This window comes from Stenotrophomonas sp. STEN030 (assembly GCF_056759995.1).
In genome coordinates this window covers 1-13,906 of sequence record NZ_JBRREB010000041.1, presented here as the reverse complement: position 1 = coordinate 13,906, position 13,906 = coordinate 1, and the positions used below count along the sequence as shown (strand labels likewise).

The following is a 13,906-nucleotide window of genomic DNA, read 5'->3' as shown; positions in this document are numbered from 1 at the left end:
CAGCCCGTTGCCGGCCTCAGGCGCGCCCGTAGGTATCCTCGAAACGCACGATATCGTCCTCACCCAGATAGCTGCCCGACTGCACCTCGATCAACTCCAACGGCAGTTTGCCGGGGTTGCGCAGACGGTGGGTGACGCCGAGCGGGATATAGGTGCTCTGGTTTTCGGCCAGCAACAGCACTTCATCGCCGCGAGTGACTTCTGCAGTGCCGCTGACCACGATCCAGTGTTCGGCGCGGTGGTGGTGCATCTGCAGGCTCAAGGTGCCGCCGGGTTTGACGGTGATGCGCTTGACCTGGAAACGTTCGCCGTGATCGATGGAGTCATAGGCACCCCACGGGCGATAGACCTTGCGATGCCAGGTGGCCTCGCTGCGGCCATCCGCCTTAAGGCGCGCCACCACGTCCTTCACTTCCTGCATGCGGTCGGACTTGCCAACCAATACCGCGTCGTCGGTCTCGACCACGATCACATCGTCCAGGCCGACCATCGCGATCAGGCGCTCGCCATAAGCGAAGGTGTCATGGCAGTCGATGGCAATGACATCGCCGCGATGTGCGTTGCCGTTGGCATCCTGCTTGGACACATCGCGCAAGGCGGTCCAGGAGCCGACATCGCTCCAGCCTGCGTCCAGTGGAACCACAGCTGCATCAGCGGTCTTTTCCATCACCGCATAGTCGATGGAATCGGATGGGCTGGTCTTGAACGCCTCTGCATCCAGGCGGATGAAGTCGGCATCACGTCGTGCCTTTTCCCACGAGGTGCGGCAGGCAGCGAGAATCTGCGGCTGCAGGCGTTCCAGCTCCTGCAGGTAGCGTGAGGCGCGGAACAGGAACATGCCGCTGTTCCAGTAGTACTCCCCGGAGGCGACATAGTCCTGTGCGGTTGCCAGGTCGGGCTTCTCGACGAAGCGCTCGATGGCGCGTGCGCCTTCACCGGCGACGGCCTTGATATAACCGTAGCCGGTTTCCGGTGCGGTCGGCTGAATGCCGAAGGTGACCAGCTTGCCCTGCTCGGCGATGTCGGCGGCTTCCAGAATCGCGCGGTGGAAGTGGGCAACATCGCGGATCAGGTGGTCTGAGGGCAGCACGAGCAGCAACGGGTCGGCGCCGTCGCGGCAGGCCTCCAGCGCGGCAGCGGCAATGGCCGGTGCGGTATTGCGGCCAACCGGCTCCAGCAGAATCGCCGATGGCGTGGTCCCTACCTGCTGCAGCTGCTCGGCGGCGACGAAGCGGTGGGCTTCGTTGGCCACCACCAGCGGCGCCTGCGTGGCGACATCGGCTACCCGCAACCACGTGGATTGCAGCATGCTGTGCTCGCCGGCCAGCTGCAGGAACTGCTTGGGATAGGCTTCGCGCGACAGCGGCCACAGGCGCGTGCCGGAACCACCGGAAAGAATGACGGGCAGGATCTGGCTCATGAAGGTTCTCAGGCGGTGATCAAGGTGGAAATTTCGGCGGTGCGCTCAGCCAACAAAGCCGCGTCACCTCGGGTTTCAACGTTCAATCGCAGCAACGGCTCGGTGTTGGAGCTGCGCAGATTGAAGCGCCAGCTGCCAAAGTCGGCGCTGATGCCATCGGTGTGATCAAGTGCTGGCGCTTGCGCGGCGAAATGCGCCATCACCCGCGCAACGGCAGCCTTGGCGTCGGCAACCTTGAAGTTGATTTCGCCGCTGCACGGGAAGCGCGCCATGCGGTCTTCGACCAGCTCGGCCAGCGACAAGCCGCTGCTGGAGACCTGTGCGGCAATCAACAGCCACGGGATCATTCCCGAATCGGCATAAGCGAACTCACGGAAGTAGTGGTGTGCGCTCATCTCGCCACCGTAGACGGCGTTCTCGGCGCGCATCTTCTCCTTGATGAAGGCATGGCCGCTCTTGCACAGCACCGGCACACCGCCGGCAGCTTCCACCATTTCGACCGTGTTCCAGGTCAGGCGCGGGTCGTGGATGATCTTGCCGCCGGGATTGCGGGCAAGGATGGCCTGGGCCAATAGCCCAACCAGGTAATAGCCCTCGATGAAGCGGCCATTGTGGTCGAAGAAGAAGCAACGGTCGAAGTCGCCATCCCAGGCGATGCCGAAGTCAGCAGCATGCTCGCGGACGGCGTTGGCGGTGGCTTCGCGGTTCTCCGGCAACAGCGGATTGGGGATGCCGTTCGGGAAACTGCCATCGGGTTCGTGGCAGATACGCACGAACTCCAGCGGCAGATGCGGTGCCAGCAGGTCGACAATGGCACCGGCACCACCGTTGCCGGCGTTGACCACCAGCTTCAGTGGCTTGAGCTGGCTGGCGTCGATATAGCTGAGCAGGTGCTGGATGTAAGCCGTCTTGTCATGCTGGGCGGTCTGGCCCGCACGTGCCGGCTGCGGCTGTGACGCATCGGCAGCCACCGCGTCGGAAATGGTGAACAGGCCGGTATCCGAACTGATAGGACGCGCTTGTTCGCGCACCAGCTTCATGCCGTTGTAGTCCATCGGGTTGTGGCTGGCGGTGACCATCACCCCGCCGGCTGCCTGCAGGTGGCCGGTCTGGAAATAGACCTCCTCGGTGCCGCACAAGCCGATATCGATGACTTCCCGACCTTCCCCACGCAAGCCGGCAGCCAGCGCATCCTGCAGCGCAGGGCTGGTCAGGCGCACGTCGTGGCCCAACACCACCGGGCCGGCGCCGAGTTCGGCAGCCAGGGCCTTGCCGATCTTGCGCGCCATGTCTTCGTTGAGCTCTTCAGGCACGCGGCCGCGGATGTCGTAGGCCTTGAACGCGGGGAGGGGCATGCATGCATCCTGCTGGTGAAAGATCACCTAGTTTAGTCCGCTACGCGTGCGCAGGCTGTCTGCACGCTGGATGGAAGTCCCAACGTGTGCAAAACAGGCTGGCCGAAGGTCCAAGGGGGTTGCCCCTGCGGTATGGCTAGAATATGGGGATCTTCAGCACTGTGAGTGTGATGCGATGAGCGATCTCTCCCCGACCCGGCAACGTGGCAAGGTTTTTGCCAGCGCCGCCGAGGCCCTGGCCGGCATCGTGGCCGATGGGCAAACCCTTGCCGTAGGTGGTTTTGGCCTGTGTGGCATCCCCGAGGCACTGATTGCCGCGCTGCGCGACAGCGGAGTCAAGGGCCTGACCGCCATTTCCAACAACGCCGGTGTCGATGGCTTCGGCCTGGGTCAGCTGCTGGAAACCCGCCAGATCAAGAAGATGATTTCGTCCTACGTGGGCGAGAACAAGGAATTCGAGCGCCAGTACCTGGCCGGTGAATTGGAGCTGGAATTCAACCCGCAAGGCACTCTGGCCGAACGCCTGCGTGCTGGTGGGGCTGGCATCCCCGCGTTCTTCACCGCTACCGGCTACGGCACCATCGTCGCCGAAGGCAAGGAAACCCGCGAGATCGACGGCAAGCACTATGTGCTGGAAACCGCGCTCAAGGCCGACGTGTCGCTGGTCAAGGCATGGAAGGCCGACGAAGCCGGCAACCTGCTTTTCCGCAAGACCGCGCGCAACTTCAACCCGGCCTGCGCAATGGCCGGCAAGGTCTGCGTGGTCGAAGTGGAAGAAATCGTCGCAGTGGGCGCCATCGATCCGGATCATGTCCATCTGCCGGGCATCTACGTCGATCGTATCGTATTGAACGCAACGCCGGAAAAGCGCATTGAACAGCGCACCGTGCGTCAGGAGGGGAACTGAAATGGCCTGGACCCGTGACGAAATGGCACAGCGCGCCGCGCGCGAGCTGACCGATGGTGCCTATGTGAACCTTGGCATCGGCCTGCCGACCTTGGTGGCCAATCACATTCCCGATGGTGTGGATGTATGGCTGCAGTCCGAAAACGGCCTGCTCGGCATCGGCCCGTTCCCGACCGAAGCCGAAGTGGATGCCGACCTGATCAACGCCGGCAAGCAGACCGTCACCGCACGCGCTGGCGCCAGCTACTTCGGCAGCCATGATTCGTTCGCGATGATCCGTGGTGGCCACATCAATCTGGCTATCCTTGGCGCGATGCAGGTCACCGACAAGGGTGATCTGGCCAATTGGATGGTGCCAGGCAAGATGGTCAAGGGCATGGGCGGCGCGATGGACCTGGTCGCCGGCGTGCAGCGCGTGGTGGTGCTGATGGAGCACACCGCCAAGAATGGCGAGCACAAGATCCTGCCCGACTGCACCCTGCCGCTGACCGGTGTGGCCGTGGTCGACCGCATCATCACCGACCTGGCGATCTTCGATGTGACCGCTGATGGTCTGGTGTTGGTGGAAGCCGCGCCGGGTGTCAGTGATGACGAGTTGAAAGAAAAGACCGGCGTGCCGTTCCAGCGCTGAGTCGAGCGGATGAGACGATTGGCGGTACTGACCGCCAATCGTCAGTGTGCGGGTAGTAGCGTCTGCAGCGTTTCGCGCGCCAGTGCAGATGAGAAGTGATCTTCGATGTTGCGGTAGCCATTGGCAGACAGACGTTGCCACAGCGCTGCGTCCTGATAGAGCCGTGCCACCTGCGCCGCATAGTCTTCGGCGTTGTCGGCAATCAAGGCATTGTCATCGTGGCGCAGGAACATGCCTTCGGCGGCGATACCGGTAGCCACTACTGGCAGGCCGTGGCTCATGGCTTGGTTGATCTTGCCCTTGACCCCGGCGCCGCTGCGCAACGGTGCGAGGTTGATGCGGCTGTGTTGCAGGAAGGGTTCGACAGCGGGTACATGGCCGTGCACGACCACATCGTCGGCGCGCAGACGTTGCGCTTCCAGTGGCGGAATTTCGCCGACCAGATGCAATACCACGCCCGGCAGCTGCTGCCGTAGCAGCGGCATGATGTCGGTCAGCAACCAGGCAATGGCTTCCTGGTTCGGGTGATGTTGGTAGCCGCCGACAAACAACAGTCCGGAGGTGTCGGCGAAGTTGCGTTCGGCAACGGCTACGTCGTGCACGTTGGATAGCACGGACACGGGTGTGTCCACGCCATTGGCGCGCAGATAGTCCAGCTCAGCGTGGCTCACCACGGTGGTGGCATCGCTGGCCGCGATCAAGGCGAACTCTTCGCTCCGCACTTGCTCGGCGATGCGAAGCAATGCCTGATCGTTTTGAAGCTCAGCGGCGCGTTGCAGGCGCACGTGGTGCAGGTCGACCGTGTCGAAGATGATCGGCGCGGCAGTGAATGCTCGCAGTAGTGGCAGATGGCGACGAGCCACGTGATGTCTGCACAGGAACACCGCATTCACCTGATTGCCGTTGTGCTGCAGCCAGCGATCCAGGCGCGGCTGGCCGGGTGTGCCGACCAATTCGACGCCCAGCGTTTCCAGTAGCGCTGCCGACTCGCTTGTCAGCTGGTTGTTGTCTGGCATGAACGCCACTGACCAGCCCAGTTCGCGGCAGAGCCGCAGCAGTGCCAGAGCGCGTACCGAGCCCGAGTCGCGGCTGGGGGTTGGAGTGGCGGCATCGATGAACAGCAGCAGTTTTCCCGTGCGGGTGGGCGCCGTCGTCGGCCCGGCTAGCGCGGCATCCGCCACGGGCTGCACACGGCGGCGGATGGACAGGAGGGTGCCGCCTACGCCACGGGTGAAAATGCTGCGCAGCAGGCCCGTGGCCAGTGCGATGTTGCGTGACAGGCGCCAGCGTTGCAGGACAATGTGGCGATGCAGAGGGGAGGTCATGGCACTATCGTTGATGAACGCACGGCAGCAGGAACCTGCGTGCAACGGCTGATTCTGAGGGCAGCGGCATGATCGAGCAAACCGGAGCCTGCGTTCCTGCCGTGGATGAGCCAGGAGCAACGGTGGTGCAGCACCTGCCGGCATGGTTGGCAAGGGCCCGAGCCGATGCGTTGATGCCCATTCTGCATGCGCAGGTGCCATGGGAAATCCACCGCATTCGCATGTTTGGGCGCTGGTTGGATTCGCCGCGGCTGAGTTGCTGGATGGGCGACGCCGATGCGCGTTACCGCTATTCGGGCGCGGATTTCCTTCCTCATCCGTGGGTGCCGTCTGTTCTGGCGCTGCGCGAGCAGCTGCAGCAGGCATGTGATGGCAGCTTCAACAGCGTACTGCTCAACCGTTACCGTGATGGCGGTGACAGCATGGGCTGGCATAGTGATGACGAGCCTGAACTGGGTGCGGCGCCGTTGATTGCCTCGCTGAGCCTTGGGGCACCGCGGCGCTTTCTACTGCGCCGTCGGGATGATCCTGCGCAGAAGCTCGAATACCTGCTCGGTCACGGTGATCTGCTGCTGATGCGCGGGAACTGCCAGCGCGACTATCAGCATGCGCTGCCCAAGACCGCGCGGGTGTCGGGCGAGCGCATCAATCTCACTTTCCGCCAGATCGCAGCTGTGCCGCGTCGCGTTGGCCGCTGAGCAGGGTCCAGCCGATCAGATCGGTGGTGGTCTTGTTCAATGCGGTTTCGAAGGCGGCGGCGACGCTGCTGATCTCAGCACTGGCGGCCGGTTCAGCAATGACGAAGGTGCGTGCTGCGACCACGCGCTGGTCCAGGCTGTGGATCAGTTTGGCATTGAGTTCGATGGTGGCTGCCGGTAGCTCGCCGCCGCGGTAGTCCGATTCGAAGCGGCGCAGGTCGGTGGTCAGCTTGTAATCCGAGCGGATGCCGGTGGCGATGCGCGCAACGGCGTCGATCTTTCCCGAGTCCTCGAAGCCGCGCAGCAAGGTGTCTTCCAGGATGTCGGTGGCTGGCTGCGACCAGGTGGCGCCACGGTAGACCTCCAGTTCGCCCGGCGTCGGCCGCACATTGATGCGCGGGCTGTCGATCAGGCGGGCGGCGCTGGGCTTGGCGATGGCCAGCTGCCAGTTGACCTGCGGCCACGCCGGGTCGGCCTGCACCCTTACTTGAGGTGCATAAATAGTGGTGGACTGGCGGTCACCGCCGGCCAATACCGAACAGCCCGCCAGCATCAGCAGGCAGGCCGGGGCCAGCAGTTTGATCAGGGAGGTGTGCTTCATTTGGGTTCGAACTCCTTCGGGGCGTCGCGACCGAGCAGGTAGCGCGCCGGGTTGTTCTCCAGCCGGTCACTGACCCGGCGCAGATCGCGGATCAGGCCGCGCAATTCGGTCAGGGTCGGGCCGAGCTGGGCCAAGCCGTCATTGGCAAAACTATTGATCGCCGCACGGTTCTCACCAAGGATGGCGTCTGCATTACCTGCAGCCGAATCGAGCTTGGCCAGACTGGTATCAAGCTTGTCCATCGTCGCTGGCAGCTGCCGCAGTACGTTCTCGTCCAGATTCTTTATGGCGCCATTGGCCGAACCCAAGGTGACGTTGAGGTTGCGCGCGGCATCGCGGGCTTCCACCAGCAAGGCCTGGGTGCCCTGGTCGCGATCAGCCAAGCCGCCGCTGATGGTTTCCAGATGGGCCAGGGTGGCGGTGATCTTGCTGACGTTGTCGTCGCTGAGCAGCTCGTCCATGCGTTCGACCACGCGGTTGGCCACGTCGGTGATGTTCTGCAAGGCCGATGGCATGGTGGCGATGGTCGGTACCGGCTCCTTGCTCACTGCAGTGAGCGCAGCGGCCTGCGGCGTACCGCCGCTGAGCTGGATGATCGATGGCCCGGTCAGGCTGGTGATGGCCAGCTTGGCGCGGGTATCGGTCTTGACCGGGGTGGTGGAGTTGAGCCGCAGTTTGGCTACCACTTTGCGCGGGTCATCCGGGGCCAGGGTCAGCTCGGTGATCGAGCCTACCGCGATGCCGTTGTATTGCACCGGGCTGCCCACCGACAAACCGGTCACCGCCTCGGTGAACACCACCTGGTATTCCTGCCAGGTGCGGTCGGAAGAGTATTTGGCCGCCCATAGTCCAAAGGCGAGCAGGGCAACGCCGATGAGCAGGGTGAAGGCACCGATCAGGACGTAGTTGGCTTTGGTTTCCATATCAAGCGGGCTCGTGCTGGAGGCCGCGCGCAGCGCGGGCGCGGGGGCCGTGGAAGTACTCGCGTATCCACGGATGGTCGAGTTGTTCAATCTCGGGCAAGGGTGCGTTGGCGATGACCTTGTTGTCGGCCAGCACCGCGACGCGGTCGCAGATGGCGTAGAGCGTGTCCAGATCGTGGGTGATCAGGAACACGGTCAGGCCCAAGGCTTCCTGCAGGGTTTTGATCAGGCGGTCGAATGCGGCCGCACCAATCGGGTCGAGGCCGGCGGTGGGTTCGTCCAGGAACAGCAGGGGCGGGTCCAAGGCCAGTGCACGGGCAAGACCGGCGCGTTTGCGCATGCCGCCGGAGAGCTGCGAGGGCAGTTTGTTGATGGCGTCGGCGGGCAGGCCGGCCAGCTTCACTTTCAGCAAGGCCAACTCGTAGTGCCAGCGCTCGCTGAGTTCGGGGTGGTGCTCCTTCAGCGGCACCTGCACGTTCTCGCCGACCGTCAACGAGGAGAACAGCGCGCCATCCTGGAACAGCACGCCGGTGTTGCGTTCGATGCGCAGACGGTCGGCGGGGTTGCTTGAGCGCGCATCCACGCCCAGCACTTCGATCTGCCCGGCATCGGGCGTGCGCAGGCCGAGGATGGAGCGCATCAATACCGATTTGCCGGTGCCCGAGCCGCCGACCACGCCGAGGATCTCGCCACGGCGTACGTCCAGATCCAGACCGTCGTGCACGGTCTGGCTGCCAAAGCGATTGACCAAGCCGCGTACGCGGATGGCCAGATTGGCGTCGTCGATGTTGGCGTTTTCAATCGTGCTCATCGCCTCACCAGCCCATATGCATGAACCACAACGCGGCCAGCGCGTCGAGGATGATGACCAGCGAAATCGTCTGTACCACGCTGGATGTGGTGCGTTCGCCAACGGATTGTGCCGTGCCTTCCACCTTCAAGCCTTCCAGACAGCCGATCAGCGCGATGATCAGCGCGAACACCGGCGCCTTGGATAGCCCAACCAGCATGTGCCGCACCTCGATGGTGTCGTGCATGCGTGCCAGATACATCTGCGGCGGGATGCCCAGATCGAAGGCGCCGACGGTAACGCCGCCGGCCAGGCCGGCGATCATCGCCACGAAGGTCAGCAGCGGCAGCATGATCAACAGCGCGACCACGCGTGGCAGCACCAGTAGATCAATCGGGTCTAATCCCAAGGTCTGGATGGCGTCGATTTCCTCGCGCGCCTTCATTGCCCCGATCTGCGCGGTAAACGCGCTGGCGGTGCGGCCGGCCAGCACGATTGCAGTGAGCAGCACCGCGAACTCGCGCAGGAAGGCGATCGAGACCAGCTCCACCACATAAATCTCCGCGCCGAAGTCGCGCAGGATGGTGGAGCCGAGGAAGGCGATCACCGCGCCCACCAGATACGACAGCAGCGCAACCAGCGGCACGGCGTTCAGGCCAACCTCTTCCATCTGGTTTACCGCGGCAGTAAGCCGGAAGCGCCGCGGTTGGCGCAGCAGTCGCGCCATCTTGGCCAGGTTCTCTCCGAGGAAGTTGACCAACACCACCACGTTGTCGGCGATGGCGTGCACCGAGCGACCGAGTCGATCCAGTGCTGCTGCCACGCCGAAATCGCGTTGCGGCTTGGGCCGCTCGTCGGCGACTTCCTCGATGGTGCAGACCAGCGCCTGATGATCGGCTCGGAACTGCAGCGCATCATCCGGCAGCCCCAGCTTGTGCGCGTAGCGCAGCAACAGTAGTACCCCGGCCGAATCCAGCCGGTCGATATTGCGCGCATCGATGCCGGTTACCGCCCCGGTCTGGGCATGCAGTACCTCGCCCGAGCGCAGCGCGGTGGCCAACGTCCAGTTGCCGGAAAGCCTGAGCAGGCCATCCGCATCGGGGGGAAGTACGCAGTGGGGAGGGGGAATGTCTTTCATGGTGACCATTGGCTACGGAGAATAACCCGCCAGCCCTTCAAGCCGGATGAGTATTTCCTCCGCTTCAGGTGATACTAGCGGCCATGTCTGCCGAAACCCTTGCCGCCGCCCCGGCCACTGCTTCCAATCGCGCTACCTATGCGCAACGTGTGGCCTTCGTTTCGGAGATGGCTGGGCGTCTGCACAGTTATGGCACAACCGCCCAGCGGCTGGAGGCGGCGGTGGTGGCCTTGGCGCAGCAGCTGGATCTGGATTGCGAGCCATGGTCGAACCCGACCGGTTTGATCCTGAGTTTCAGCGACCCGACCCGCGCCATCGGTTCCAGCGACATCACCCGTGTGATCCGGCTGGGGCCGGGCGACACCAATCTGCACAAGTTGGCGATGGCCGACCAGATCGCCGATGCCGTGTCTGCCGGGCAGATGTCGATCGCGCAGGGGCATACCGCGCTGCGCCAGCTCGACAAGGATGGTGGCCTGCGCAGCAAGATCCAGTTGCTGGCTTCGTTTACCCTGGGCTCGGCCGGCGTGGCCGGTTTGTGGCGGCTGCCGTGGCTGGATATCGCCACCGCCGGCATTACCGGTCTGCTGATCGGCCTGATGCTGTTCTACACCGACCGCCGCGTCGCCACCCGCGAAGCCGGCGAAGCCTTGGCGGCCTTGCTGGCGGGTTTTGTGGCGGTGCTGGTAGCCAGCTTCATCGGGCCGCTGAACATGAACTCCACCATCATCGCCTCGCTGGTGGTGCTGCTGCCGGGTATGGCCCTGACCAACTCGGTCAATGAACTGGCCAGCGGGCATTGGGTATCGGGCACGGCGCGCTTTGCCGGCGCCCTGACCACCATCATGAAACTCACGGTGGGCGCTATGATCGCGGTGACCATCGCCAATTCCATCGGTCTGGAACCGATCATCCGCGCCTCGCGGCCGCAGTCCAACTGGGTGGAATGGGGCTCGGTGCTGGTGGCCTCGTTCGCTTTTGCCATGCTGTTCCGCGCCAGCAGGCGCGATTACGTCTGGGTAATGGCTGCCTCGGTGGCCGGTTATGCGATTTCCCGCTACGGCGGGCAGCAGTGGGGCGCGCCGGCCGGCATCTTTCTCGCCGCGATGGCGGTGACTGCCGCTGGCAATCTGTTTGGACGCATCGTGCAGCGCCCCGGTGCGATCATCCGTTTGCCCGGCATCATCATGCTGGTGCCCGGCAGCACCAGCCTGCGTGGGGTATTGAGCCTGATCCAGCAGCAGAATGTGAGTGCCGGCGAATCGGCGCTGTTGACCGTGGTCAATGTGGTGATGGCGCTGGTGGCGGGTCTGCTGTTCGGCAATCTGCTGGTGCCGGCGCGCAAGAACCTGTAACTGCTGCGGCTGCTACCAAGGGCGGCCGCGAAACGTTGCCTTGAGGTTGAGTGCTTGATTACAGCCGCCTGTGGGCAGCGCACCCGGGACTATTCGAGGTTAGCCAGCAAGGCCAATCGGATGGTGCTTTCCGCGGGATTGCGCTTACCCGGGCCACCACGATTCCGCATCAAGCTGCAGGTGCCGACTGGAAAGAATTTATAATTACTGTGATTACAGAGATTGCAATAAGAAAACGCCGGCAAACTGCCGGCGTTTTGTAACCCAGATTCCAGAGTTATTACTTCTGGATCAGGAAATCTTCAACTTTGCGGCCCGCCTTGGTGTATTCGGCCAGCCAGCGCGGCTGCTTGCCACGGCCGGTCCAGGTTTCAGCGGCATTGGCCGGGTTGCGGTACTTCGGCTCAACCTTGGGCAGCTTGCGGCCGGTCTTGGCTGCACCCTTGCTGGCCTTGGCGCCACGCGGGGCCTTCACTGCAACGGCAGCGCCGGTGCCGAACAACTCTTCGACGGTATAACCAGCCTTCTTGGCGGCGGCGGCAACCAGGGCGCGGGCCTTGGCAATCGGCTGGCGCTTGGCTACAACGGTCTTGCGCTTCTGGGCGTCGCGGATCAGAACGGCCAGTTCTTTGGCCGACAGCTGGGACAGATCAATACTCATCGAATAACTACTCCGGATAATGGGTTGGGGGTGTATGCCATTCCGTGGCAGCGCAGCAAAGCATACCGGGCTGGTTACGGTAATGACAGATTAATAGCGTTTTCGATGTTATCTGCAAATGAAAACACCGGGACTATGTCCCGGCGTTATAAGCAGTTTTCCTCGGTGATTAGGCTCAGCCGACGATCTTGCTGATCACCGTGGCCTGGTCCAGATTTTCCGCTTCGCTGGCGCTGCGTGCGCGGTATTCCACGGTGCCTGCAGCCAGCCCACGCTCGGATACCACGATGCGGTGCGGGATGCCGATCAATTCCATATCGGCAAACATCTGGCCCGGGCGCAGGCCGCGGTCGTCCAGTGCGGCATCCACTCCGGCGGCCTGCAGCTCGGCCAGCAGCGCTTCGGCTGCTGCGGTAACCGTCGGGTCCTGCTTCGGATTGATCATGCACACCACCGCCTGCCACGGGGCCATGCTGACCGGCCAGATAATGCCGGCGTCGTCGTGGTTCTGCTCGATGGCGGCAGCGACAATGCGCGATACGCCAATGCCATAGCAACCCATCGCCATCACCGCGGCCTTGCCGTTCTGGTCCAGCACGGTTGCCTTCAGTGCCTGCGCATATTGGCGACCCAACTGGAATACGTGGCCAACTTCGATGCCGCGGGTAATCTTCAATTCGCCGCCGTCCTGGGCCCGATCGCCGGCCACGACGTTGCGGATATCGGCCACTTCCGGCTCGGCCAGGTCGCGGCCCCAGTTGACCCCGGCAATATGCAGACCTTTCTCATTGGCACCGACGACGAAATCGGCCATTGCCGCTACTTCGCGGTCAGCGACAACACGGATGGTCTTGCGCGGGTTCAAGGGGCCGAGGAAACCCGGCTCGCTGCCCAGATAATCGGCAATCTCGGCCTCGCTGGCCATGCGGTAATCATTGAGGCCAGCCACCTTGGCCAGTTTGATTTCGTTGACTTCGTGGTCGCCACGGACCAGGGCCAGCACGAATTCATTCTCGGTGGTCACTACCGCAATCGACTTGACCGTACGCAGCAGGGCGATGCCCATCAGCGCGGCCACGTCTTCGCAGGTCTTCTGGGTGGGGGTATCGATCCTGCGCAGTTCTTCGCTGGCGGCGCCGCGCGCTGCCGGATCAGCGGCAATCGCCGCTTCCACGTTGGCCGCGTAATCCGAGCCGGTGGAGAATACCAACGCGTCTTCGCCGGAATCGGCGATGACGTGGAATTCCTGCGAGGCGTCACCGCCGATCGCACCGGAATCGGCCTGCACCGCGCGGAACTCCAGGCCCAGGCGGGTGAAGATGCGGGTGTAGGCGGCCTTCATGTTTTCGTATTCGGCGACCAGGCTGGCGTCGTCCAGGTGGAAGGAATAGGCATCCTTCATCAGAAATTCGCGCGCGCGCATGACGCCGAAGCGCGGACGGATTTCGTCACGGAACTTGGTCTGCACTTGGTAGAAATTGACCGGCAGCTGCTTGTAACTGGACAGTTCCTGGCGCGCGAAGTCGGTAATGGCTTCCTCGGCGGTGGGGCTGTAGCAGTACTCCTGCTCCTTGCGGTCCTTGATCTTCAGCAGCTGGCCGCCGAATTTCTGCCAGCGGCCGGTTTCTTCCCACAGTTCCTTGGGCTGGATGGTCGGCAGCTGCAGTTCCACCGCACCGGCGCGGTTCATTTCCTCGCGGACGATGGTTTCCACCTTGCGCAGCACCCGCAGGCCCAGCGGCGACCAGGTGTACAGGCCCGATGCCAGCTTGCGGATCATGCCCGCACGCAGCATCAGCCGGTGGCTGACCAGCTCGGCGTCGGCGGGGGTTTCCTTGGTGGTGTGCAGGTGGAAGCGGGAAAGACGCATGGCAGGGGGCTTCGCAAAACGGACGATCCCCTATTTTGCCAGCCTTGCAGCCCACTCGCTCGCACCGCCACCAACGGGGTAGGGCTATGCAGGGCCAGCTCAAAAGGCAAAACCGGGGTGCGCGGCGGGGTGTTGGGGGGCAAGGCCGCCGGGGGGCGGGGGGGTGGGTGGGGGGGGGCCGGGGGGGGGGGGGGGGGGGGGGGGGGGGTGGGCGGCCCGGGGGGGGCGGGCG

12 protein-coding genes and 1 pseudogene are annotated in these 13,906 nt (G+C 63.6%); 4 read left to right on the top strand and 9 right to left on the bottom strand.

Annotated features, from left to right (window positions below):
* Positions 1 to 16: 16 nt before the first annotated feature.
* Together ACVOLR_RS14420 and ACVOLR_RS14415 are read right to left on the bottom strand one after the other, a co-directional pair.
* Positions 17 to 1,420, bottom strand: coding sequence for a mannose-1-phosphate guanylyltransferase/mannose-6-phosphate isomerase (locus ACVOLR_RS14420; protein ID WP_481537036.1), 1,404 nt, complete (start codon positions 1,418 to 1,420; stop codon positions 17 to 19).
* A gap of 8 nt (positions 1,421 to 1,428) precedes the next feature.
* A complete protein-coding gene (locus ACVOLR_RS14415; protein WP_481537035.1) occupies positions 1,429 to 2,775 on the bottom strand; it encodes a phosphohexomutase domain-containing protein in 1,347 nt (448 codons plus the stop codon).
* Positions 2,776 to 2,950: 175 nt separating this feature from the next.
* Here ACVOLR_RS14415 and ACVOLR_RS14410 point away from each other — a divergent pair, with 175 nt between their 5' ends.
* Both ACVOLR_RS14410 and ACVOLR_RS14405 read left to right on the top strand, forming a co-directional pair.
* Positions 2,951 to 3,682: a CoA transferase subunit A gene (locus ACVOLR_RS14410; RefSeq protein WP_481537034.1), complete on the top strand. Its 732-nt coding sequence runs from the start codon at positions 2,951 to 2,953 to the stop codon at positions 3,680 to 3,682.
* Between the two features lies 1 nt (position 3,683).
* A complete protein-coding gene (locus tag ACVOLR_RS14405) occupies positions 3,684 to 4,313 on the top strand; it encodes a CoA transferase subunit B (protein WP_481537033.1) in 630 nt (209 codons plus the stop codon).
* A gap of 41 nt (positions 4,314 to 4,354) precedes the next feature.
* On the opposite strand, the gene ACVOLR_RS14400 is transcribed toward ACVOLR_RS14405, so the two are convergent.
* Positions 4,355 to 5,638, bottom strand: a complete 1,284-nt coding sequence (locus ACVOLR_RS14400; RefSeq protein WP_481537032.1) for a glycosyltransferase — start codon at positions 5,636 to 5,638, stop codon at positions 4,355 to 4,357.
* Positions 5,639 to 5,706: 68 nt separating this feature from the next.
* On the opposite strand from ACVOLR_RS14400, the gene ACVOLR_RS14395 reads away from it, so the two are divergent.
* On the top strand, positions 5,707 to 6,336 hold the full coding sequence (locus ACVOLR_RS14395) for an alpha-ketoglutarate-dependent dioxygenase AlkB family protein (protein ID WP_481537031.1): 630 nt from the start codon (positions 5,707 to 5,709) through the stop codon (positions 6,334 to 6,336).
* Here the strand turns inward: ACVOLR_RS14395 and ACVOLR_RS14390 are convergent.
* From ACVOLR_RS14390 to ACVOLR_RS14375, 4 genes are read right to left on the bottom strand one after another with little or no spacing between them, the layout of a single operon-like run.
* On the bottom strand, positions 6,290 to 6,937 hold the full coding sequence (locus ACVOLR_RS14390) for an ABC-type transport auxiliary lipoprotein family protein (RefSeq protein WP_481537030.1): 648 nt from the start codon (positions 6,935 to 6,937) through the stop codon (positions 6,290 to 6,292). The two genes, ACVOLR_RS14395 and ACVOLR_RS14390, sit on opposite strands and share 47 nt — an antisense overlap.
* A complete protein-coding gene (locus ACVOLR_RS14385; protein ID WP_481537029.1) occupies positions 6,934 to 7,860 on the bottom strand; it encodes an MlaD family protein in 927 nt (308 codons plus the stop codon). The genes ACVOLR_RS14390 and ACVOLR_RS14385 overlap by 4 nt, the downstream gene beginning before the upstream one ends.
* A gap of 1 nt (position 7,861) precedes the next feature.
* Entirely contained in the window at positions 7,862 to 8,671 is an 810-nt protein-coding gene (locus ACVOLR_RS14380) for an ABC transporter ATP-binding protein (RefSeq protein WP_481537028.1), read from the bottom strand.
* Between the two features lie 4 nt (positions 8,672 to 8,675).
* Positions 8,676 to 9,788 (bottom strand): ABC transporter permease, encoded by a 1,113-nt coding sequence (locus tag ACVOLR_RS14375; RefSeq protein WP_481537027.1) that lies wholly within the window; start codon positions 9,786 to 9,788, stop codon positions 8,676 to 8,678.
* 83 nt (positions 9,789 to 9,871) lie between these two features.
* Here ACVOLR_RS14375 and ACVOLR_RS14370 point away from each other — a divergent pair, with 83 nt between their 5' ends.
* On the top strand, positions 9,872 to 11,143 hold the full coding sequence (locus tag ACVOLR_RS14370; RefSeq protein ID WP_481537026.1) for a threonine/serine exporter family protein: 1,272 nt from the start codon (positions 9,872 to 9,874) through the stop codon (positions 11,141 to 11,143).
* A gap of 283 nt (positions 11,144 to 11,426) precedes the next feature.
* Here the strand turns inward: ACVOLR_RS14370 and ACVOLR_RS14365 are convergent.
* A pseudogene (locus ACVOLR_RS14365) lies at positions 11,427 to 11,804 on the bottom strand (H-NS histone family protein); the annotation flags it as partial.
* 175 nt (positions 11,805 to 11,979) lie between these two features.
* The gene (locus tag ACVOLR_RS14360) at positions 11,980 to 13,674 is read right to left on the bottom strand and encodes a proline--tRNA ligase (RefSeq protein ID WP_481537025.1); all 1,695 of its coding nucleotides are present in this window, start codon (positions 13,672 to 13,674) and stop codon (positions 11,980 to 11,982) included.
* Positions 13,675 to 13,906 lie beyond the last annotated feature (232 nt).

Coding starts and splice junctions, on each gene's coding strand:
- ACVOLR_RS14420 (WP_481537036.1), bottom strand. CDS start 1,420: ATGAGCCAGATCCTGCCCGTCATTCTTTCCGGTGGTTCCGGCACGCGC.
- ACVOLR_RS14375 (WP_481537027.1), bottom strand. CDS start 9,788: ATGAAAGACATTCCCCCTCCCCACTGCGTACTTCCCCCCGATGCGGAT.
- ACVOLR_RS14395 (WP_481537031.1), top strand. CDS start 5,707: ATGATCGAGCAAACCGGAGCCTGCGTTCCTGCCGTGGATGAGCCAGGA.
- ACVOLR_RS14385 (WP_481537029.1), bottom strand. CDS start 7,860: ATGGAAACCAAAGCCAACTACGTCCTGATCGGTGCCTTCACCCTGCTC.
- ACVOLR_RS14370 (WP_481537026.1), top strand. CDS start 9,872: ATGTCTGCCGAAACCCTTGCCGCCGCCCCGGCCACTGCTTCCAATCGC.
- ACVOLR_RS14380 (WP_481537028.1), bottom strand. CDS start 8,671: ATGAGCACGATTGAAAACGCCAACATCGACGACGCCAATCTGGCCATC.
- ACVOLR_RS14400 (WP_481537032.1), bottom strand. CDS start 5,638: ATGACCTCCCCTCTGCATCGCCACATTGTCCTGCAACGCTGGCGCCTG.
- ACVOLR_RS14410 (WP_481537034.1), top strand. CDS start 2,951: ATGAGCGATCTCTCCCCGACCCGGCAACGTGGCAAGGTTTTTGCCAGC.
- ACVOLR_RS14415 (WP_481537035.1), bottom strand. CDS start 2,775: ATGCCCCTCCCCGCGTTCAAGGCCTACGACATCCGCGGCCGCGTGCCT.
- ACVOLR_RS14405 (WP_481537033.1), top strand. CDS start 3,684: ATGGCCTGGACCCGTGACGAAATGGCACAGCGCGCCGCGCGCGAGCTG.
- ACVOLR_RS14360 (WP_481537025.1), bottom strand. CDS start 13,674: ATGCGTCTTTCCCGCTTCCACCTGCACACCACCAAGGAAACCCCCGCC.
- ACVOLR_RS14390 (WP_481537030.1), bottom strand. CDS start 6,937: ATGAAGCACACCTCCCTGATCAAACTGCTGGCCCCGGCCTGCCTGCTG.